Here is a 21,391-nt window from a genome sequence, read left to right as displayed (position 1 = left end):
TCAGTATACCGAAGTTAACAGACTCTTACAACTATTATGCTTTATTATTCGTTCTTCCCCTTTGATTTTTCAGCGCGGATCGCAATGATTCTCTGTATTACAATAAAGAAACACAGAAGCGCCGCAATGGTAACTTTCGTCCACCAGGTATTTAAATTCTGATAGGTAACGATTGTCTGAATGATTCCCTCTATCATAACTCCGACTACCGTACCCGCCACAGTGCCTACGCCCCCGGTTAGCAGAGTACCGCCGATCACAGCGGATGAAAGTGCATCCAGTTCCAGGCCCAGATTTTGGAGGCCGAATCCGGCCAGAGTATAAAAACTGAACACGATTCCTCCGAGAGCGGCACAAAAGCCGCTGATTCCGTATGCCGCAATTTTCGTTCTTGCAACATTTAATCCCATGAGGCTAGCGGACGTTTCACCGCCACCAAGCGCATACAAACACCTGCCAAATTTCGTATATCTCAGGGTATAGACGGCAGCCGCAAAAACAATCAAAAGGATAAATACATAGTAATAAATTTTCCCGTTCCACGCTTTCGCTTCTCCCAGGCGAACTGCCACTTTTCCAAGTGCCATGGTTTTAAAAAACGGATCACTGATGGGAATGGAGCGTTCACTGATCACAACGCATAGCCCCCGCATCAAAAACTGGCCTGCCAAAGTCACAATAAACGGCTGAAGCTTAAAATAATGAATCAAGGTACCCTGGGTACAGCCTACGATGATTCCTACAAGAAGCATCAGAAGAATTACTAGGAATGCCGGGACCCCCCGTTCCAAAAGGAATGCAGAACTTACGCCGGTAAAAGCTATGGTAGAGGCGATGGAGATATCGATCCCTCCACTTATCAGCACAAAGGTTGCTCCGATCGCCGCTATCATTAAATATGCATTGTCATTAAAGAGGTTTAAAAAGGTTGATAGCGATAAGAAATTATTGTACTTTACAGAACCAAACAAAAACATCAGGATAAACAGCACAACGGTGATAACCAGTGAAATATTATTGATATGAACTTTTTTTCTTTTTTCTGTCTGTTCCATCAGCTGCCAACCACCTTTCTGTTTATCATTTTGCGCTTAATGACCAGATCCTTAAACTGTTTTGACTGCGACAAACAGATGATGATAATCAGCAATGCCTTTAGCACACGGATATAGGCGGCCGGAACTCCCAGCGCCAGTACAGTTGTTGTGATGCTCTGTACGATCAATGCACCTATGACGCTGGCTGGAATGGAAAAACGCCCGCCCATTAAGTTTGTTCCTCCAATTGCAACGGCAAGAATGGCATCCATTTCAATCCCCAGCCCTGCATTGTTGCAGTCCGCACCTTTGATCCCGGCACTTTCAATCAAGCCTGCCACCGCAGCAAATGCTCCTGAAAGTGTATAGATTGCTAACAGCATCCGGTCAACCTTAATGCCCACATACTTTGAGGCGGTTGGATTACAGCCAACTGATTCCAAAAACAGGCCAAATGCTGTTCTTCCCGTAAACAGCACGAGAAAGCCAACCAGGAAAAGTACAATAAACAGGGGAAATGGGAGTCCGCAAATATAACCTCCATTAATAAAATAATAGGTTTCCGAAGTAATCGTAACGATCTTCCCCCTGGTGATCAGCTGTGCGATCCCCCTGCCGGCAACCATTAAAATCATGGTAGCTACAATTGGCTGAATCTTTATTTTGGCCACTAAAAAGCCATTCCAGATGCCGCTGACAGTTCCTGCAAGGATTGCAAGAATAATCGCTGCGGCAACACTCCCATTGAATGACGGAAAAATATTTCCGTTTACGATGCTGCAGGCAATGGCTCCGCTGATCGCCATGATAGAGCCTACGGAAATATCGGTACCGCCTGTTGCCAGTATCATGGTCATGCCGCCAGCCAGTATCATGAGCTTACTCCCATTTCTCACGATGTCAATAATACGTCCGTATAAATGCCCATCCACGATGGAGAGTGTAAAAAATTCTCCCTTGCTGACAATACCATTAAAGAGCAGAATTATGATAAAAATTATGAGGGGGCGGAAATACTGTTTTTCTGACAAACGATTCCAGGTTTCTCTCATGATGCTTCACCTCCTGCCATAATCCGCATAATTGCTTCTTCTGATATCTCTTTTCCGTTTAACTCTCCTACCTGCTTCATATCCCGAAGCACAATCATCCTGGTGCAGCATCGGAGCATTTCATCAATCTCCGATGATATAAAGAGTACCGCCATCCCTCTTCCTGCAAGATCCATGACGATTTTCTGGATCTCTGCCTTTGTTCCGATATCGATTCCCCTGGTTGGTTCATCAAGCATCAGAAACTCCGGATCCGTGGCAAGCCATCTGGCAAGAATTACCTTTTGCTGGTTTCCTCCGCTTAAATTCTTGATTAACTGCTCTGTACCCGGTGTTTTAATCTGCAGCTTTTCAATATACTCCTTTGCCAGTTCCTCCGCTTCTTTCCTGGAAATCTTATGGAAGATCCCCCGTTTTACCTGAAGGGCAAGTATGATATTTTCCCAGATGGAAAGCTCACCGATAATTCCCTCTGTCTTCCGGTTTTCCGGGCAGAAAGCGATTCCATTTCGGATTGCGTCTAAGGGAGAATGTAAATGAGCCATCTCATTTTTCACCTTTACTTCGCCTTCGCTGATGGGATCTATTCCAAACAAAACCTTTGCTGTCTCCGAACGACCGGAGCCTAAGAGACCGGAAAAACCCAGAACCTCCCCCATTTTTACTGTAAGCTCAAACCCCTTAACCGTTCCGGGACTGCTGACATTGACCAGCTTAATAAATGTCTCCTTCTCCTGCCTCTCCGCTTCCTCCGGCCATTTTGCATTCATGGCTTCCTTAAGGCCTGCATAATCCTTACCTATCATTTTTCCTACCAGTTCTACTCTTGGCAGTTCTTTTGTCAGATACGTCCCCACATATTTTCCGTTCCGAAGTACGGTGATTCTGTCAGTGACTTCATAAACCTGATCCAGAAAATGTGTGACAAAGACTATACCCATGTCCTCTTCACGAAGCTTTCTCATAATTTGAAACAGCTTATCGACCTCAGCGGAGGAAAGGCTGCTGGTGGGTTCATCCAAGATAAGAACCTTGGCATCAATATCGCTGGCCCTTGCAATGGCCACCATCTGCTGGACCGCCACAGAGTAATGATCCAGATTCTTCGTAACATTTATATGTAAATCAAATTTATCCAGCAGTTCCCTGGCATCGGCATTGATTTTTTTCCAATTAATTGTTCCAAAACGGTTTCTCGGTTCCCGCCCAATATAAATATTTTCCGCCACGGAAAGATTGGGGCAGAGATTAACCTCCTGGTATACCGTTGAAATCCCTTCGTTTTGTGCTTCCTGAGTGGATCTTGGATTGATCTGCCTTCCGTCCATCTCAATGATACCCTGGTCCTTATTTTCCACTCCGGTCAGCACTTTAATGAGCGTTGATTTCCCCGCACCGTTTTCCCCCAACAAGGCATGTATTTCCCCCCGATTCAAATCAAACTGCACATCAGCCAAAGCAATTACCGCTTTCCCAAATGCCTTGGATATATTTCTCACTGTCAAAAGCTGATTCCCAGCACTCATGGCGTTTCCTCCTCGCTTTTCAATTAAGAGGCATTTCCTCTGATATGAAAAGGGTTGCTGCAAAAATAATGATATACTTTTGCAACAACCCCGCGGTTTAATATTTGCGGTCCGGAAGTACCTTAGCTGCCATATCAGCAGTAAATACGCCATCTACCGATTTCACCCATTTATCAACAGACTGGCCTGCCTTCAGCTTTGCTGCTGTTTCAAATAAAAGCGGTCCAAGCAGTGGATTACATTCTACGGTACAATTTGCCTCTCCGGCTGCCATTGCTTCAAAGATTCCACGGACACCGTCGATGGAAACGATCTTAATGTCTTCACCAGGTTTTAATCCAGCCTCTTTGATTGCCTCGATTGCTCCAAGAGCCATGTCATCGTTGTGGGCATAAACGCCCTTAATATCCTTATTGGATTTTAAGAAAGACTCCATGACTTCTTTTCCTTGGGCTCTGGTGAAATCACCGGTCTGGGAAGCTACGATCTCAATACCCGGATAGCTTGCCTTGATCTCATCATCAAATCCGGTTTTACGGTCCGTTGCTGCGGAAGCGCCTACCGTTCCTTCCAGTTCAACAATTTTTCCATTTTCCCCAATCAGCTTTGCCATTTCCTTTGCAGCCATCTTGCCTTCTTCAATAAAGTCAGAGCCGATAAAGGTTGCATATAAGTCTTCGCCGACATCTGCTCTCCGGTCCAGAAGAATAATCGGAATCCCTGCTTCTTTCGCCTCAGCAAACACCTGATCCCAGCCAGTTTCTACAACCGGTGCAAGACCGATGACATCGACCCCCTGCTCAATGAAGTTCTTGATTGCTTTAATCTGATTTTCCTGCTTCTGCTGCGCATCTGCAAAAAGAAGCTCCACCTTATCCCCGTTTTCAGACGCATAGGTCTGAATGGAAAGGGTCTCTGCGTCACGCCATCCGGATTCCTGACCGATCTGGGCAAAGCCGACTACCAGCTTTTCCCCTGCAGTTTCGGAAGCTTTGGCCGTGGTTTCCTCTGCCTTTGCTGTGGTTTCAGCCTGTGCAGCCGTTGTCTGAGGAGCCGCTGTGGTTGCGGTTGAGCTGCTGGCTCCGCTGCTGCAGCCGGCTAAAGAAACTGCCGCCATGGATGCGCACAGCAACACGCTTAAAAATCTTTTTTTCATTTTATAATCCTCCTTTTTTATTTGAACGATACAGTTATTATGCCGGAAGGAGGAAAGAAAGTCTTTGCAATAATTTGAGTAAAAGGTATAAAATCATTGCATGGTCTAGGTTTGATTATCATTTTTAATCAGCCTCCGGTATTCCGCAGGACTGACTCCCAAGTTCTTTTTAAACACATTGCTGAAATAATGCTGGTTTGCGTAACCGGACAGTTCCGCAATTTCATAAATCTTTAATTCACCGCTATGTAAAAGTTCGATTGCCTTGCGGATCCTGACGCTGGTTAAGTAATCGATAAAGGTGACCCCCATCTCCCTGCGAAACATCCTGCTTAAATGGGGAATAGACAGATTCACATGGCCGGCCGCATCCTGAAAGGAAAAGTCCTCCCGGGAATAGTTGTCTTCAATATAGAGCTTCACATCCTTAATTACAGAGGAACCGGTTTCCAGCTCCTTTAACCGGCTGACAGCCGTTTCATAGGTTTCCGCCAGAGTTCCGTAATCATCTCCGTTTCCCTGCATGACCACGCTGCGCACCGGCAAATGCGACTCCAGCATATTACAGTAAGTCTCCGTCTGCTCGTCTGCAGCTTCCGGTGCCACAGCTTTTGAAATCACCACCAGATTACCATGCCTGTCCTGGCAGCTGTTTGGGTTTTCCAGCCCATGAAACATTTCATTTGCAATATTCTCAGCTACAAAAAACAGCAGATCTTCATTCCAGGTGCCTTTTACATCCTCCATTTTCTGATATTCCAGGGAAACCACAGTAACCGTAAATGGTTCAGGAAGCAGCAGGTTTAAGTACTGAGAACGTTCCCTGATCTCTTCCTTTGTGTAATGTCCTTCCAGAGCCCTCTGCCAAAAGTTAGAAGCCAGATAGGTACGGTTTTGTGCAAGCATGCTCTTTGCCCAATCAAGATACTTATCTTCGCTTTCCTCTCTCTTAAGTCTTTCCCGAACCCGCTGTATCATCTCATCGAAAGGACCTTCCATCAGAGGTTTCAGCAGATATTCAAAGACTCCCAGCTTCAGAGCTTCCCTGGCATATTCAAACCGGTCATACCCAGTGATAATCACTACCACCGCCCTGGAGTTTATTTCCCTTAAGCTTTTTATGAATTGAAGACCATTTAGGAATGGCATATTAATATCAACAAAATAAACATCCGGAGAGATATCTTTTGCCAGTTCAAGTGCCATTTCTCCATCCTCTGCCTCTGCTGCAAGCTCGAAATCGCTGTATTGTCTTAAAAAGCTGATAATCCCCCGACGAATGATATACTCATCATCCGCTACCAATACTTTGTACCCCATAGGTGCTCCTCCTGAAATTTTATTTGATTTTCATTATAGCACAATTCTTAAAACAGTATCTATTTATCATTTAAAAATACCCATTGACTCTCACACTGTGGTATACTCTATACTATCATTGAGCTCAAAAATACACATATATGTGAGGAAATAAAAATGCTGAAAATAGGTGATTTTTCAAAACTTTCAAGGATCAGTATAAGGATGCTTCGGCATTACGATGAGATTGGCCTGCTGGTGCCTAAAACCACGGATAGCTTTACCAGCTACCGTTACTATGGAGAAGATCAACTGCCGGTTGCAAGCAGAATTACGGCTCTTAAGGATATGGGATTTGGTCTTTCCGCAATTGGAGAAATCTTAAAGAGTTATGATAAACCTCAGGCGCTGGCTGATTTTCTGGTAATAAAGCAGGCTGAGGTTCTGGCAGAAGCTGAAGAAACAGGCCGCCGTTTGCTGCTCCTTGATACAGCCATCAAACGGCTGAGAAAGGATGATACCGCTATGAATTACAATGTTACATTAAAGAATCTTCCGGAGCGCTATGTCGCAAGTGTACGAAAGGTGATTCCCTCCTACAACCAGGAAGGGATCCTATGGAATCTTATGATGACGGAAACGGCTCCGCTGCAGATGCAGCCTGCCGACAATTGCTGCAGCCTTGCAATCTTCCATGACGAGGGATATAAGGAAAACGATGTGGATGTGGAAATCCAGATCACAGTGAAAGGCAGTTATCCGGACACGGAACATGTAGTGTTTAAAACCATGCCCATAGTTGAGATTGCTTCGGCAACCTACAAAGGCAGCTACGAGCAGCTCACCGCTGTAAACCGTGCGGTGGCAAATTGGGTAAATGACAATGGTTTTGAATTTAACGGAGCTATGTTCTGCATCTATCACGTCAGCCCTGCTCAAACGCAGAATCCGGATGAATTAGTGACAGAGGTTTGTTATCCTGTTAAAAAGAAATAATATCTTACTTGATTGTTTACTGACTATCGTTTATAAAAAAGATACGCTCTGCTTTCTCACTTAAAAGCTGGGCGTATCTTTATAAACATTTTTGCCGCACTCTGTATATACAAAAAAAGACATACCTTTCACAAAGTGAAAATATGTCTTATTAATGCGGGAGATGGGACTTGAACCCACACGATCATACAACCACAAGATCCTTAGTCTTGCCTGTCTGCCAATTCCAGCACTCCCGCATGTCATATAAAATGAAAACCACACAGCTATGACAATCTGTATAGTTTCATGCAGAAGAAGGGACTTGAACCCTCAAGGTATTGCTACCACACGGACCTGAACCGTGCGCGTCTGCCAATTCCGCCACTTCTGCATTTCGTTGTTATCTCTCGTAACAACAATAGCTATTATAGTATACAAGCTCCTATCTGTCAACAACATTTCTCCAAATTTTTCAAATATTTTTTTTGTATATATTTTTCAAAAAATATTGACAATTCTACATTATGGTGATAAGATAGAGTTCGTTGTGCGGGAGTGCTGGAATTGGCAGACAGGCAAGACTAAGGATCTTGTGTCTGTATAGACGTGTGGGTTCAAGTCCCATCTCCCGCACTTTTTTTATTGTTTAGATTTTCCTATTGACATATTTATCTTTTCGAGTATAATAAATCATGTATTCCTCGATAGCTCAGTCGGTAGAGCAAACGGCTGTTAACCGTTGGGTCGTAGGTTCAAGTCCTACTCGGGGAGTTTTTTATTGCCCAAAAATATGAGGCACACGTGATTATGTACCAAAACCATTCTGGCAGAACGAGGTAACCGGCATACAACCGAATAGGGAGGAAATATAGACGTCCTACCATAATCTTGGTATACATTTTGCCTATACTGAAAGAAATCTCCCACCACAAAAGCCCCGAAGAGAAAATCCCGGGGCTAATTTATCGTAAGATTTTATGCTATTTTATATTTTACTTGTAGGCAATCATATTTATAAGTTTACATAACCGTCCTAAAAGATGGCATACAAACGCCTGATGCAGCGCCACATTCCAAATCAGAAACCCTCAGCCTCCTGGAGCACTTCCCTTACTCTACATTCATTTCTCAGCAGTCATCATCACCGCGCCAGCGGGAAGCGCTGTTGCAGCCGTCCCGAAAACCTGCGCAATAAGCTTCTCTTCTTTCCTTTTCACATTCATCTTTTTGTTCTTCGCAACAAGATCTATTTTCACATTTGCAGTTATTGTTGCAACTACGCCTGCAGTTATTATTACAGCCGCCCCAAAAACAGCCCATATTTGCACCTCTTTTTTTATTTATATAGTTTATTATATGGAATCATTAGAAAAGATGTGAATGCTGCAAAAGATGATCTTGACATCGGCATTCACTCAATTAAGAGCTATTTCTATGTATTTATTCTAACTCTGAGTAATCCGGAGCTGATTACACCATCTGTCCGGACTATGGAAACCGTTATTCCGTTTTAAAGGAAACCGACATTTCGGTGTTGGAAACCATTTAAACATAAAAGTCTTATAATGAAATCATGCACCCTGTCGGTGTAAATTCATTATGGGAGGTCACTATCATGACCAAATATCGAGAGATTTTAAGACTACATAGTCTACATCTCAGCCAACAGAGTATTGCAGATAGCTGCAGTGTCTCTAAAAAAACCGTCAACAGTGTTCTTAAGAAAGCCAGCGAATTAAATATTTCATGGCCACTCGATAAGAACCAGACCGACGAAGTCCTTGCTGGAATTCTTTTTCCAGAAAAAGGCAAGCATATCGAAGCATCGAATAAACGTATGCCTGATTATGCTTACATCCGCAAGGAGCTACTCCGCAATGGCGTTAGTAAAAAGCTCCTGTGGACTGAATACATGGAGGATTGCCGATTAAATGGCGATGAGCCTTTGATGTATTCCCAGTTCTGCTATTATATCCAGCAGGATGAGCAGAAACACCGTGCAACCATGCACATCAATCGTAAACCTGGTGAACAGGTGGAAGTGGATTGGGCTGGTGATCCAGCTCACCTCATCGATCCAGATACGGGTGAAATCATAAATGCTTACGTTTTCGTTGGTGTTATGACCTATAGCCAATACGTGTATGCAGAAGCATTCATTGATGAAAAGCAACCTGCGTGGATTAGAGCACATGTTCACATGTATCAGTTCTTTGGTGGTGTTGCTAAGATTCTGGTTCCTGACAACTGCAAAACAGCAGTAATACATAATAATAACTGGAATGATCAACGAATCAATGCCACATATCAGGAAATGGCTGAACACTATGGTACTGCTATTATTCCAGCCAGAGTGCGTGCACCTAAGGACAAGCCAAATGCAGAAGGATCCGTCGGAAATATTTCCACCTGGATTATCGCTGCACTACGTGATGAACAGTTCTTTTCACTTGCAGAATTAAATCGTGTGATACGTCAGAAACTAGAAGAATTCAATAAAAGGCTCTTTCAAAAGAAAGAAGGTAGCCGATTGGAACTCTTCCGCGACGAAGAACTGCCATTGCTGGCTCCCCTACCTGCTACCTCTTTTGAACTGGCGGACTGGAAACAGGCCACTGTTCAGTTCAATTATCACATATCCATTGATGGAATGCTATACTCGGTTCCATATGAATACATTAAACGCAAGGTAGATGTCAGGGTAACAGATACTACAATTGAAATTTTCTACAACCACAACCGCATAGCTTCTCACAAAAGACTTCATGGCAGAAAAGGTCAGTATGATACGATCCTGGAACATATGCCAGAAGACCACCAGAAATATCTGGAGTGGAACGGTGACCGTTTCCGTAAGTGGGGTGAGCGGATCGGTAACAATACGTACAAGGTAGTGGATGCAATCCTTACCTCCAAACGTGTGGAACAACAGACTTATAAAGGCTGTATGGGACTTCTTAAGCTTGCTGATAAATACTCAGTAGAGAGATTAGAAGCTGCCTGTGAAAAGGCTCTCAGCTACACAGCAACGCCTAGCTACAAAAGTATTAAAAACATACTCACCGCGGGGCATGACAAATCTGTTGATACTGATTTTGGAACAAAATCAGCAAACACACAAAACAAGTATGGCATCACAAGAGGTGCCGACTATTATCGGAGGTAAACACTTATGACAAACCAAAGTACGATTGATAAATTAATAGAAATGCGTCTTAGCTCTATGGCAGATGCATTCCGTAATCAGCTAAATGATCCAAAGATGAAAGAAGTTTCCTTCGAAGACCGCTTTGGTATGCTGACCGACATCGAATTCAGCAGCCGTAAGAATAATCGACTGAAAAGACTGATTCATAACGCTGGATTCGACCAGACTGAAGCAAGTATCATGGATATCGATTATACTTCAGGACGCAAGCTGAACAGAGAACTCATAAGGAGACTTGCTGCTTGCGAATATATATCTGAACACCGTAACTTATTTATTACTGGTGCAACAGGTAGTGGTAAGACTTACATGGCATGCGCGTTCGGTATGGAAGCATGTAAGCAGTATTACAATACTAAATATGTACGTCTCCCAGATCTTTTGATTGAGCTGGAGATGTCAAGAAATGAAGGTACATACAAAAAGGTCATGGCGAAATATGCCAATCCACTTCTTCTTATCATTGATGAATGGCTCTTGCTCAAACCAACTGACAATGAACAAAAAGATATATTTGAACTTCTGCATAGGAGACGTAAGAAATCATCTACGATTTTCTGCTCCCAGTATCTGCAGGAAGGATGGTATGAACAGTTAGGTGGTGAATCCAGTCCTCTGGCTGATGCCATTCTGGATCGTATTGTTTATGATGCCTATAAAATTAATATCCAAAGCATTGATCCTTCAAAGGATATCTCAATGCGAGAGGTATACGGACTAGACAAAAACATGAGCGAGTAAACTCGCATAAGGTGGTTCCCATGTTCCGGTCAATCGGTTCCCGATTTCCCGGAACTGCGGTTTCACCGCACAAGAATATTCAAACTCATTTTAAAATAGGAAAGAATTGATGATTTGATGATATATGTTTATTTCAGCGGGCCCTTTTTACTGTGTTACACTATATTATATGAGACAGTTAGACAAGGTGTGTTAACGCTGAAATTGTGTATAACCGTAGGTCGTAGTCCTGTTGTAATTTGCACAATTTTGTCGTATTTTCAGACATTAACATACAATCCACAATTGTTTCCACATTATTGTGGATAAGTGTCGTTTTAAGTGTCAAAAAAAAGACCCTGAAAACACATGGTTTCCGGGGTCAACTGCACCAGGCATCCTTTTAAATAAATGTAACCTCAGAGAGTAAATCTTTTGCTTTTTCTTCCCCTGGACTGCCACCATATTTTTCAAAGAGAGTAACAAACTGATTCGATATTTGCGGGCCAATATGCGTATTCATCGGCTTACCACAGAGTGCATGTTCTAACCAGCTGAATATGACGGCTTGTGCATACACCAATCCGCCCATTTGACAATGGCTGGATCCCCCCTCTTGTTTTGTAAATAAGCGGATATAACGCGGGCAATCAAGGGAATGGATATAGTCCAATATACCTGCTACAATTTCCTTGCTGGGCGCGGCCGCGTCTTTAATGTCATCCTCGCCAAACAAAAACAGCATAGGCTTTTCTTTTAATAAATCTTCATATCCAAGTAATGTGAATTTTTCATACGCTTCAATCCACTCGTGAACGGAGTTTATTCCCAGCGCCCACGATGAATGCTGAAACGACCAGCGTGCCGGTGTATTTATTTTTGCTAAAAGGTTAAAGGTTTTATCCATGAAAGCTTGGTGTTTTACCATGTTCTTCATTCCGGCTCTTGCCGCCGCGCCGCAGTCCACAACGATTGTATTTGGAATGCATGCCTTTATTCGAGGATCGAGCGCTCCCCTCACGCATAGATACCCACCCATGGAATATCCGATGATTGCGATTTTTTCTTTGTCAAGATCGGCACGAGTCATGAGATAATCTACGGCCGCACCCACCGGTTTTTCATAATCCGGGCAAAATACCAATCCCGGATTATCCATCAATGCACCCCATTGCCCCGGTCCTTCAAAGATAAGGCAGTTCCAGCCATACACCCTCGCCGCCTGTCCAATCCAAAAATATACCTCTTCCGCAGTGGAGTCGAAACCGCCAATGGCGATCAGTGTTGGGCGGTTTGCCTGACCACATGGAATAAAGTAGCCGGGAAGTAAGGCATCTTCAAACGTTATACTTACACACTCAATCGGATGCTCGGATAATGGCAGCATAGAGTGAAATGTCTCTCTGCTTTTTTCCCAGAGGCTCCTGTGACGGGCATCTGTATGAGCAGTATAGAAACACGCCATGCGATAGTAATTACTGGCCCGCATGAATGCTTTTCGTGCAGCATTCGTATCTCCGCTCTCCAGCCGTTGCCGAGCATAATCAGCTACAAAGTCCGCTGTTTTCCCCCATTCCTGCGTCCAACTGTTAAAATCGTTATTCTGAATACGCTCCATCGTTTCCATGCACTCACCAAATTCCGCAGCGCCCGCAGTTTGAAGCGATACCCCTCTTGTCAATTCATAATTAAATCCACCTACTGTTTTATCACTAAAATTGACTTTCACAAAAACACCTCCTAAGGAAAGGTTTTGAAATTTGTAGATCTCGATTTCATTATATAGTTCCAGAGATTGTCTGTCAATATGTTTTGAAATGTTTGTTGACGTGTTTCAAAACTATTGGTATACTATTGGTAGGTGATGAAAATGAACGGTTATGAAAAAAGGACAACCATTAAAAAAAATTCTATTATAGACGCTGCCCGTGAATTGTTTTTCACACGGGGTATTAACAATGTGAGTATCAAAGAAATTGCGGCATTGGCAAAGGTATCACAGGTTTCCATTTACAATTATTTTGGAGATAAAAATACATTAGCAAAGGCTACTTTCGTATCCATGATTGAGGATGCGATTATTGAATATGAAAAAATTCTGAAATCAGATATTTCTTTTGCTGAAAAGCTAAATATAATTATGAAACATAAGGAAGATTTGACCGACAAACTCTTGTGCTCGCATTTTGACGAGCAGGCCTTAGACGATAAAGCGTTACGCCAGATATTTGAAGAAGCTGTTAAAGATAGAGCAATTATATTGTACCGCGATTTTATAGAATTAGGAAAACGGGAAGGTGAAATTGATCATACAATACCTACTGACGCAGCATTAAATTATATGACCATGTCTTTGTATGTGTTTCAACAGCCGGAGTTTTTGGGAAGGGATACAACATACAAAACAGGTATGAGAAAACTATTTCTTTACGGCCTTTTTGGCAAAGAAAACCAGAGTTAAAACAGAAAGACTTTCCGGGCTGTCAAAAGGCAGCCTTTTTGGCATGTCCGGAGGTCTGCATCCGTATATCGCGCGTACATCGCGTGTATATTGCGGGCATCAAAAAAACCCCGTAAACACGAGGTTTCCGAGGTTTGAATATGCGATTAAGCCACTTTGGACTTAGCCAGTTCTGCTAATTTTGCAAAGCCTTCTGCATCATTTACTGCCATGTCAGCCAGAACTTTTCTGTTTAAATCAACTCCAGCTAACTTTAAGCCGTGCATAAATACGCTGTAAGATACACCGTTAATACGTGCAGCAGCATTGATACGAGCGATCCATAACTGTCTGAACTGTCTCTTTCTTTCTTTTCTGCCTGCATAGGAGCTTGTTAATGCTCTCATAACTGACTGCTTTGCTACTCTATACTGTTTGGAACGAGCGCCTCTGTAGCCTTTAGCCATCTTTAACACTCTGTTATGTTTTTTCTTAGCGTTCATACCGCCTTTAATTCTTGCCATCGGTTTTTCCTCCTTCTTAACTTAAAGATCCTATAGATATGGTAAAATCTTCTTCATTACTTTTGCGTTAGTTGCATCGGTAACAATATCTTTTCTAAGATTTCTTTTTCTCTTAGTTGATTTCTTAGTTAAGATGTGAGATTTGTAAGCTTTATTTCTTACAAGCTTTCCCGTTCCTGTAACTTTAAAGCGTTTTGCAGCTGATTTGCTGGTTTTTAATTTAGGCATTGTATTTTCCTCCTTGATAAGTTCTACTGGCGTTTTGCATTTAAAAATATAACCATGCTTCTTCCTTCCACCTTAGCTGGCTTGTCAATAGCTGCGATATCGGCTAACTTCTCAGCGAAATCATCCAGAATATACTTTGACTTTGACATATGCGCCATCTCACGACCTCTGAAACGTAAGGTTACCTTAACTTTATCTCCCTTTTCGAGGAACTTCCTTGCGGCGCTCATCTTCGTGTTTAAATCGTTGGTGTCAATGTTAGGAGATAAACGAACTTCCTTTACTTCGATTACCTTCTGTTTCTTTTTAGCTTCTTTTTCCTTCCTTGCCAGTTCATAACGATATTTACCGTAATCGATAATCTTACAAACTGGGGGTTTTGCAGTCGGAGCAATCTTAACCAAATCCAGTTCTGCTTCCTTTGCCATCTGCAAAGCATCTCTGGTAGACATGATACCCAATTTTTCTCCGTTTTCACCAATCAACAGAACTTCCTTATCTCTGATCTGTTCATTAATCATTAAATCGCTAATTGTCGTGCACCTCCATCATATAGTGTGTGTTGGCTGGAATCCACATTGCTTGCCCATAGGCATAAAAAAAGTAGATAGACAAACGCTATCCACCACCAAAGTCTCTACACAGTACACCTATGTACCAAAGGCTATGAACCAGGGACACTTACTCGTGCCGTGGTGAGGCGGATACCTACTTTCCTGTTTGCTGTTTTCACAACTTACATAATAATACTATATATTTATCTATCTGTCAACATATTTTTTATAACACCGCTCTTCTTTCCTTTTAAGGTTTATCTTGCAACTTTCTATCGAGAGAGCTACAATGGTAGTATGTAATAAAATAAATGAATCAGGAGGCGCTTTTATGTGGTTTGTTTTCGCTCTTCTTTCCTCCATTTTTGCCGCATTCACTTCTATTCTGGCTAAAATGGGAATCGAGGGAGTCAATTCCAATCTGGCTACGGCCATCCGGACAATTGTTGTGGTACTCATGGCCTGGTTTATCGTTTTTCTCACAGGAGCCCAGACAGGTCTCTCTGAAATCAGTAAAAAAAGCTGGCTGTTTCTCATCCTGTCCGGCATTGCCACCGGCCTCTCCTGGATCTGTTACTACAAAGCCCTTCAAATGGGAGAAGCTTCCAAGGTTGTTCCCGTAGATAAGCTAAGCATCGTCCTTACTGTGATCCTGGCGTTTCTTATTCTCCACGAACAATTCACGATTAAAAAGCTCATAGGTATACTACTGATTACGGCAGGAACCTTTGTTATGATCTTATGATCCGATGGTCTATTTAAATAAGATGCGACAGGAACTTTCTCCTGGCGCATCTTATTTTTATAATGTTTATCTGGTTTTAAAAGTTGAGCATTCCGTATGCTCTGCTGCGTTTGCACCATCTCCTGCAATTCCGATATGCTCCGCAGAACAGTGGCGGCCTTCATTATAAACACAGTTGACAGCCTCACAGTCAACTTCCAGACGGCTTTCCGGAGTCTTGAATAAGTTATGGAAAGAACCGTCCTTATTTTCATCAAAACTTCCGCAGCAGGTATCATAGCTGTCTTTTGCCTGGGATCCTTCCACAATAATGGCGGATTTACAGCAGTAATTATCGGAGTTGTGAAGACAGTTTGTTACATTACAATCTAATTTTGTCATGGCTTATTTCCTCCTGGCATCTAACTTAAGTTAATGTTTCAGGACTATTATGCACGCAGCAGAAGGAAAATATTCTCACGAATATTTTCCTTCTTTTCCTTAAGCCATAACAAATTTTATTTTGCTTCTTCTGTTACATTTACCTTTTTGATTTCTTTTGTACGGATCTCACGGCTAATATCATCGATGAAAGCGGAAAGCGGACGCTGTCCCTCATCGCCGTTAAAGCGGCTTCTGACAGATACGACACCTTCTTCTTCCTCTTTCTGACCTACCACCAGCATATATGGAAGCTTTGATAAACGTGCCTCGCGGATCTTGTATCCGATCTTTTCCGCACGTTCATCAACCGTTGCCAGAACCCCGTTTTCCTTTAACTGAGCGGCTACTTTTCCTGCGTAATCATGGTACTTTTCAGAGATCGGAAGAACGCGCACCTGCTCCGGACATAACCATGTGGGGAATGCTCCTTCATATTTTTCAATCAACCAAGCAAGAGTTCTTTCATAACAGCCCATGGAAGTTCTGTGAATGATATATGGACGTTTCTTTGTTCCATCCTTATCCACGAAGCTCATATCAAAGCGGTCTGCTAAGAACATATCAAGCTGAATGGTGATCATGGTATCTTCCTTACCATATACGTTCTTTGCCTGAATATCAAGCTTAGGTCCGTAGAACGCCGCCTCTCCGGCAGCTTCCGTATATTCGATTCCGATGTGGTCAAGGATCTTGCGCATCATGCCTTCTACTTCATCCCACATCTCCGGTGTGCCCAGATAATGATCCGCTTTACTTGGATCCCATTTGGACATTTGATAAGTCACATCGCCTTCCAGGCCAAGTGTTGTAAGACAGTATTTTGCCAGATCCACACAACCTTTAAATTCCTCTTCAATCTGATCAGGACGCACGATTAAGTGACCTTCGGAAATGGTAAACTGACGGACACGGGTTAATCCGTGCATCTCGCCGGAATCCTCGTTGCGGAACAGAGTAGAGGTTTCGCCGTATCTGCAAGGCAGATCACGGTAGGATTTCTGGCTCTGTTTGTAAACATAGTACTGGAATGGGCAGGTCATTGGGCGGAGAGCAAATACCTCATCATCTGTTTCCTCATTTCCCAGTACAAACATTCCTTCCTTATAGTGATCCCAGTGGTCGGAGATGATATATAAGTCTTTCTTTGCCATAAGAGGAGTTTTTGTTCTCATATAGCCGCGCTTCTCTTCTTCATCCTCGATCCATCTTTGTAAAGTCTGGACAATCTTTGCACCCTTTGGCATTAATAGAGGAAGTCCCTGGCCGATTACATCAACGGTTGCGAAAATCTCCATGTCACGGCCCAGTTTGTTATGATCCCGGTTCTTAATGTTTGCCAGATATTCCAGGTATTCATTCATCTCTTCCTTCTTAGCAAAAGCAGTGCCGTATACACGTGTGAGCATGGCGTTTTTCTCGCTGCCTCTCCAGTATGCTCCGGAGGAAGAGATAAGCTTAAATGCCTTGATGGATTTGGTGCTCATCAGGTGAGGTCCTGCGCAAAGGTCCGTAAACTCTCCCTGACGATAGAAGGAAATTTCCGCATCCTCGGGAAGGTCCTGGATCAGTTCCACCTTATAAGGTTCGCCCTTTTCTTCCATAAATTTAATTGCTTCTTCTCTCGGAAGGGTAAAGCGTTCAACTTTCGCACCTTCCTTTATGATTTTCTTCATCTCACCTTCGATTTTATCCAGATCTTCTCTTGAAAAGGAAGGGATATCAAAATCATAATAAAATCCATTTTCAATGGACGGTCCGATTGCAAGCTTTGCCTGGGGATACAGCCTTTTTACGGCTTCTGCCAGGATATGGCTTGCGGTATGACGGTAAGCAGAAAGGCCTGCCGGGTCGCTGACCGTAAGAATGCTTAAACTGCAATCCCCATCAACAACAGTCCTCAAATCCACAACCTTTCCATCCACTTCACCGGCGCAGGCATTTCTAGCCAGGCCTTCGCTTATATCGGAAGCGATGTCAATCACTGACATTGCTTGTTCATATTCCTTGACTGAGCCATCTTTTAATGTAATCTTCATATTCCATCAATCTCCTTTACCTATTATTGTTAAATGTTTTGTGAATAGCTTTTACAAATAAAAAAAGCCCCTTTCTGTATGCTTCCATACAGAAAGGGACGATTCTATTCAAAGAAATCGCGGTTCCACCCTTACTTGAGTGAACAAATTAAACGTTCAAACCACTTCATATGATGATAACGGAATCACCGTTCCCCATTACGGGACGCTCCAAGCTGGTTTTCTCACATCATTCCAGTAAGACGCTTTCACCAAACACGTCTCTCTCTGGCCTTTCCTGATATGATACTGGTCTTGTCAATGCTTTTTCTTATATTGCTTTATAGTTTTAGATTATAACACGGTTAAGCCGTTTGTCAAGTGTGATAAAAAATTTTATTATAAAAGAATGATTAAAGCTGCCGTGATTGCAGCTATACTGATCACTATTGACAGGGAATTGATTGCGCTTGCTGTCTCGATATCCCCGTTTAAAGCACCGGTAAAAGCTGGTGCCACTGACGATACAGGGCCAAGTGACACGATCACCAGGGCCCGGCGTACATCAAGGCCGAAGGGTGTCAGAAAATAAAATCCAGCTGCCATTAAAACCGAAAGGATATACCGTACCCCTAAGATCTTAAGAATGTGGCTCATCTTTTCTTTTTCCATTCGGATCTCAAAACCGATGCCAAGCATTAAAAGAGCGAGAAACGCATTGGCTCCTCCTGCTGTATCCGCAATGGTGATCAAAACAGAAGGCAGCTTTATATTAAGTATGCTTAAAACAGTCATTATGACATACGCATCAAAAGGAGCCGAGGAAAACAGCTTAAGCACAACCTTTTTTACGGAAGGTTTTTCCTCCTCTCCCACCACCATGCTGGCCAGGGAGTAAGTCATTCCGGTACACATAACCGCATTCCCGGCATCAAACAGGCTTGTTGCTGCAAAACCAACCGGGCTTAAAAAGCTTTGTACAAAGGGCATCGTGAAATTTCCCACATTATAACCAGACATGTTGATCATTGCAAAAGCCTTTTCGGCCTTTGTTCTTCGGTTATACATCATATACCCGACGGCAACCGTCACACAATTGCACAAAAATCCGATTACACAGACAAAAAGGATGGAGTAATCCATGGTGATCCTGCTGAAATTAGAAACAATAGCTGCAGGAAGGGTAATCTTGATCACAATTCTGGAAACCAGGTAAAAATCCTTGGCCTGAAAAAAACCTGCCCGTTTGAGCAGGTATCCCATAATAATAATTGATACAAATGCAACTGCCTTTATCAGTACCGCTGTCATATCCGGCTCCCTTTTTCTTTTTTGTATTCTCAAAACTTCCGGCGGCGCTATTATATCAGCTCCGCCGGATTCATTCCGTAATATCTATTTTACTTCTACGGACCAGCCCTCTGGCCCTTCCATGATGCCCAGTTGGATGCCGGTAATGGAATCATAAAGCTTCTGGGTCAATTCTCCGATCTTTCCGCCGCCTACAGACATTCTATCTTCTTCAAAACGAAGCTCACCAACCGGGGATATAACGGCTGCTGTTCCTGTACCAAAGCATTCTTCCATTGCTCCGGTTCTTGCTGCCGCGACCACCTCATCAACCGAAATCTTCCGTTCTTCAACAGCCACTCCCCATTTTTTACACAGGGCAATCACAGAATCCCTGGTAACACCTGGTAGAATGCTTCCGTTTAGTTCCGGCGTGATGACTACGCCATTGATCTTAAAGAAGATGTTCATGGCACCTACTTCTTCGATGTATTTCCGGTGAACGCCGTCAAGCCATAACACCTGGGAATAGCCCTCGTCATGAGCCTTTACCTGAGAAGCCAGGGAAGCGACATAATTTCCCCCTGTCTTAGCTTCACCGATGCCGCCCTTTACCGCTCTCACATATTCATCTTCAATCCATATCTTGACAGGATCAAGGCCGCTGGCATAATAAGCTCCAACAGGTGATAAGATGATCATGAACTTGTAGGTATTGGAAGGTCTGACCCCTAAGAAGGGATCGGTAGCAATTACAAAGGGTCTGATATAAAGGGAGGTTCCCGGTTTTGTAGGGATCCAGTCCTGATCTACGTTTACAACAGTTTTTAATCCTTCTAAAAACAGATCTTCCGGAATCTCCGGGATGCAAAGCCTTCGGTTGCTTCTGTTGGCACGTTCGATATTCTTATCAGGACGGAACAGCAAGACCCTGCCATCTTCTGTCTTGTATGCCTTTAAGCCCTCGAACATCTCCTGTCCGTAATGGAATACCATGGAAGAAGGGTCCAGCACCAGCTTATGATAAGGCACGATCCTGGGATCATACCAGCCCCTTCCCTCTTCATAGTCCACCTCAAACATGTGATCCGTAAATATGGTTCCAAATGTCAACGGGTTATCATTGCCTGGTTTTTCTTTCGGGCAAGTTGTTTTTTCGATTCTGATTGTCTGCATTGATACTCTTCCTTTCCCTTACCGGCATATCTGTCAGTTATTGTAATTTATCTATCATTATCTTCCAAAAAGGGTTGGATGTCAAGAATCTTAAGTCTTATTTACTCTACCGAAATGGAATCAAAACCATAACTTTGAGTTATATGGCGGGGAAGTTCCATTCTCACCGTCTTCATGGGGTTTACTGTCTGGCAGATAACAAGGTCCCCGGTCATGGTAAGCAGCATGCCGGCCTCTTCATAATCCATCCCAATCTTTTCCTTCATGAACTCATACATCTGCCTGGCAGCCGCCCGCCAGGCTTCCTCCACCTGTTCCCTGGAAGCAAGGGTGATAAGCTTATCCTCTGTTTCGATCATCGGATAGGAGACGCAGTTTTTATTTTTCACAACGCTCACCCGGATGATAGCCCGACCTTCTATTTCCAGACCGCAGTCCTCCACTTCCCCGTCTCCCATGACAGCATGAAAATCTCCCATGGACAAAAGAGCCCCTTCCACAAATACAGGCAGATACAAGGAGGCTCCCTTTTTGATCTGAGTGCAGTCCATATTTCCGCCATGATCCATGGGAGTAATGGTGGATACTCCCTCACCTGCCGGAGCTACCCCGATGACACCGATCATGGGTTTTAGCGGAATCTTGACTCTTTCATTAAAATGGGCATATCCTCCCTTTACAGGCACCCGTCTTAATACTTTCCGGGGAAACTCCTCTTTTTCGCTTCCGCTGTTAGGCCCAAGCATGACAATTCCCACAGGGCCCATTTCAATATCCAGAATATCGATCTTAAGCATGTCTCCCGGCATCGCCCCCTCAATATAGAGAGGCCCTGTAGCCGGATTTCCCGGCTTTCTTATTACATTTTCAAAGGTCGCCTCTTCCGGAAGAAACTGGTTTGTGAAACAGTCATAAGTCTCAAAGGCCACAATCTCTCCTGCCCTTACCCTGTCACAGGGCGGATTCTCCTTTGCAAGAACATTTGTAATATAATCCCTGGTTATGGTTTTCATAGTTTTC

21 protein-coding genes and 4 tRNA genes are annotated in these 21,391 nt (G+C 43.3%); 8 read left to right on the top strand and 17 right to left on the bottom strand.

Annotated elements, in window-relative coordinates; translation table 11 throughout:
- Positions 1 to 44 precede the first annotated feature (44 nt).
- The 5 genes from yjfF to ACHZES_RS00955 all read right to left on the bottom strand — a co-directional run bounded on the left by yjfF (position 45) and on the right by ACHZES_RS00955 (position 6,091).
- Complete coding sequence (gene yjfF / locus ACHZES_RS00975) at positions 45 to 1,055, bottom strand: galactofuranose ABC transporter, permease protein YjfF (RefSeq protein ID WP_395548678.1); 1,011 nt, start codon at positions 1,053 to 1,055, stop codon at positions 45 to 47.
- A complete protein-coding gene (locus ACHZES_RS00970; RefSeq protein ID WP_395548679.1) occupies positions 1,055 to 2,089 on the bottom strand; it encodes an ABC transporter permease in 1,035 nt (344 codons plus the stop codon). Before ACHZES_RS00970 ends, yjfF begins: the two co-directional genes overlap by 1 nt.
- Complete coding sequence (locus tag ACHZES_RS00965; RefSeq protein WP_395548680.1) at positions 2,086 to 3,615, bottom strand: sugar ABC transporter ATP-binding protein; 1,530 nt, start codon at positions 3,613 to 3,615, stop codon at positions 2,086 to 2,088. Before ACHZES_RS00965 ends, ACHZES_RS00970 begins: the two co-directional genes overlap by 4 nt.
- A gap of 97 nt (positions 3,616 to 3,712) precedes the next feature.
- Positions 3,713 to 4,771: an ABC transporter substrate-binding protein gene (locus ACHZES_RS00960; RefSeq protein WP_038284656.1), complete on the bottom strand. Its 1,059-nt coding sequence runs from the start codon at positions 4,769 to 4,771 to the stop codon at positions 3,713 to 3,715.
- A 105-nt stretch (positions 4,772 to 4,876) separates the two neighbouring features.
- A complete protein-coding gene (locus tag ACHZES_RS00955) occupies positions 4,877 to 6,091 on the bottom strand; it encodes a response regulator (RefSeq protein ID WP_395548681.1) in 1,215 nt (404 codons plus the stop codon).
- 156 nt (positions 6,092 to 6,247) lie between these two features.
- Between ACHZES_RS00955 and ACHZES_RS00950 the strand changes: the two genes are divergently transcribed.
- A complete protein-coding gene (locus ACHZES_RS00950; RefSeq protein ID WP_395548682.1) occupies positions 6,248 to 7,066 on the top strand; it encodes a MerR family transcriptional regulator in 819 nt (272 codons plus the stop codon).
- Positions 7,067 to 7,221: 155 nt separating this feature from the next.
- Here ACHZES_RS00950 and ACHZES_RS00945 read toward each other — a convergent pair.
- Positions 7,222 to 7,305: transfer RNA gene (locus tag ACHZES_RS00945), tRNA-Leu, on the bottom strand.
- 50 nt (positions 7,306 to 7,355) lie between these two features.
- Positions 7,356 to 7,439 (bottom strand) — tRNA-Leu (locus ACHZES_RS00940).
- 158 nt (positions 7,440 to 7,597) lie between these two features.
- Between ACHZES_RS00940 and ACHZES_RS00935 the strand changes: the two genes are divergently transcribed.
- Together ACHZES_RS00935 and ACHZES_RS00930 are read left to right on the top strand one after the other, a co-directional pair.
- A tRNA-Leu gene (locus ACHZES_RS00935) sits at positions 7,598 to 7,681 on the top strand.
- A 65-nt stretch (positions 7,682 to 7,746) separates the two neighbouring features.
- A tRNA-Asn gene (locus ACHZES_RS00930) sits at positions 7,747 to 7,819 on the top strand.
- 350 nt (positions 7,820 to 8,169) lie between these two features.
- Here ACHZES_RS00930 and ACHZES_RS00925 read toward each other — a convergent pair.
- Positions 8,170 to 8,376, bottom strand: a complete 207-nt coding sequence (locus ACHZES_RS00925; RefSeq protein WP_395548683.1) for a hypothetical protein — start codon at positions 8,374 to 8,376, stop codon at positions 8,170 to 8,172.
- 48 nt (positions 8,377 to 8,424) lie between these two features.
- Here ACHZES_RS00925 and ACHZES_RS00920 point away from each other — a divergent pair, with 48 nt between their 5' ends.
- The 3 genes from ACHZES_RS00920 to istB all read left to right on the top strand — a co-directional run bounded on the left by ACHZES_RS00920 (position 8,425) and on the right by istB (position 10,997).
- The gene (locus tag ACHZES_RS00920) at positions 8,425 to 8,562 is read left to right on the top strand and encodes a hypothetical protein (RefSeq protein WP_395548684.1); all 138 of its coding nucleotides are present in this window, start codon (positions 8,425 to 8,427) and stop codon (positions 8,560 to 8,562) included.
- Between the two features lie 101 nt (positions 8,563 to 8,663).
- Positions 8,664 to 10,214, top strand: a complete 1,551-nt coding sequence (gene istA / locus ACHZES_RS00915) for an IS21 family transposase (protein ID WP_395549405.1) — start codon at positions 8,664 to 8,666, stop codon at positions 10,212 to 10,214.
- A 6-nt stretch (positions 10,215 to 10,220) separates the two neighbouring features.
- On the top strand, positions 10,221 to 10,997 hold the full coding sequence (gene istB / locus ACHZES_RS00910; RefSeq protein WP_395549404.1) for an IS21-like element helper ATPase IstB: 777 nt from the start codon (positions 10,221 to 10,223) through the stop codon (positions 10,995 to 10,997).
- A 382-nt stretch (positions 10,998 to 11,379) separates the two neighbouring features.
- Here the strand turns inward: istB and ACHZES_RS00905 are convergent, their stop codons facing one another.
- A complete protein-coding gene (locus tag ACHZES_RS00905; protein WP_395547299.1) occupies positions 11,380 to 12,705 on the bottom strand; it encodes an alpha/beta hydrolase family protein in 1,326 nt (441 codons plus the stop codon).
- A gap of 141 nt (positions 12,706 to 12,846) precedes the next feature.
- Between ACHZES_RS00905 and ACHZES_RS00900 the strand changes: the two genes are divergently transcribed.
- Entirely contained in the window at positions 12,847 to 13,437 is a 591-nt protein-coding gene (locus tag ACHZES_RS00900; RefSeq protein WP_195841061.1) for a TetR/AcrR family transcriptional regulator, read from the top strand.
- A gap of 146 nt (positions 13,438 to 13,583) precedes the next feature.
- Here ACHZES_RS00900 and rplT read toward each other — a convergent pair whose 3' ends face one another.
- Genes rplT through infC form a run of 3 tightly spaced genes read right to left on the bottom strand, consistent with a single transcriptional unit; the run spans position 13,584 to position 14,689 of the window.
- Positions 13,584 to 13,940, bottom strand: coding sequence for a 50S ribosomal protein L20 (rplT, locus tag ACHZES_RS00895; RefSeq protein WP_024295099.1), 357 nt, complete (start codon positions 13,938 to 13,940; stop codon positions 13,584 to 13,586).
- 30 nt (positions 13,941 to 13,970) lie between these two features.
- Positions 13,971 to 14,168: a 50S ribosomal protein L35 gene (rpmI, locus tag ACHZES_RS00890; RefSeq protein ID WP_013272956.1), complete on the bottom strand. Its 198-nt coding sequence runs from the start codon at positions 14,166 to 14,168 to the stop codon at positions 13,971 to 13,973.
- A 23-nt stretch (positions 14,169 to 14,191) separates the two neighbouring features.
- The gene (infC, locus tag ACHZES_RS00885; protein ID WP_038284647.1) at positions 14,192 to 14,689 is read right to left on the bottom strand and encodes a translation initiation factor IF-3; all 498 of its coding nucleotides are present in this window, start codon (positions 14,687 to 14,689) and stop codon (positions 14,192 to 14,194) included.
- Between the two features lie 364 nt (positions 14,690 to 15,053).
- On the opposite strand from infC, the gene ACHZES_RS00880 reads away from it, so the two are divergent.
- Positions 15,054 to 15,467, top strand: a complete 414-nt coding sequence (locus ACHZES_RS00880) for an EamA family transporter (RefSeq protein ID WP_038284646.1) — start codon at positions 15,054 to 15,056, stop codon at positions 15,465 to 15,467.
- A gap of 66 nt (positions 15,468 to 15,533) precedes the next feature.
- Here the strand turns inward: ACHZES_RS00880 and ACHZES_RS00875 are convergent, their stop codons facing one another.
- The 5 genes from ACHZES_RS00875 to ACHZES_RS00855 form a co-directional block, all read right to left on the bottom strand.
- Positions 15,534 to 15,848: a DUF1540 domain-containing protein gene (locus tag ACHZES_RS00875; protein ID WP_038284645.1), complete on the bottom strand. Its 315-nt coding sequence runs from the start codon at positions 15,846 to 15,848 to the stop codon at positions 15,534 to 15,536.
- Positions 15,849 to 15,964: 116 nt separating this feature from the next.
- Positions 15,965 to 17,926, bottom strand: coding sequence for a threonine--tRNA ligase (thrS, locus tag ACHZES_RS00870; RefSeq protein WP_395547300.1), 1,962 nt, complete (start codon positions 17,924 to 17,926; stop codon positions 15,965 to 15,967).
- A gap of 378 nt (positions 17,927 to 18,304) precedes the next feature.
- Entirely contained in the window at positions 18,305 to 19,216 is a 912-nt protein-coding gene (locus tag ACHZES_RS00865; RefSeq protein ID WP_154520824.1) for an AEC family transporter, read from the bottom strand.
- A gap of 84 nt (positions 19,217 to 19,300) precedes the next feature.
- Positions 19,301 to 20,371 (bottom strand): branched-chain amino acid aminotransferase, encoded by a 1,071-nt coding sequence (locus ACHZES_RS00860; RefSeq protein WP_395547301.1) that lies wholly within the window; start codon positions 20,369 to 20,371, stop codon positions 19,301 to 19,303.
- A 101-nt stretch (positions 20,372 to 20,472) separates the two neighbouring features.
- Positions 20,473 to 21,384 carry an acetamidase/formamidase family protein gene (locus ACHZES_RS00855; protein ID WP_395547302.1) on the bottom strand — a complete coding sequence of 304 codons (912 nt, stop codon included), beginning with the start codon at positions 21,382 to 21,384 and terminating at the stop codon, positions 20,473 to 20,475.
- Between the last annotated feature and the right edge of the window lie 7 nt (positions 21,385 to 21,391).

The sequence above is a fragment of the Lacrimispora sanguinis genome (assembly GCF_044987295.1).
Lineage (GTDB): Bacteria > Bacillota > Clostridia > Lachnospirales > Lachnospiraceae > Lacrimispora > Lacrimispora celerecrescens_B.
Note: the sequence above shows the minus strand (reverse complement) of the source record. Positions and strands in the feature narration are given on the sequence as shown.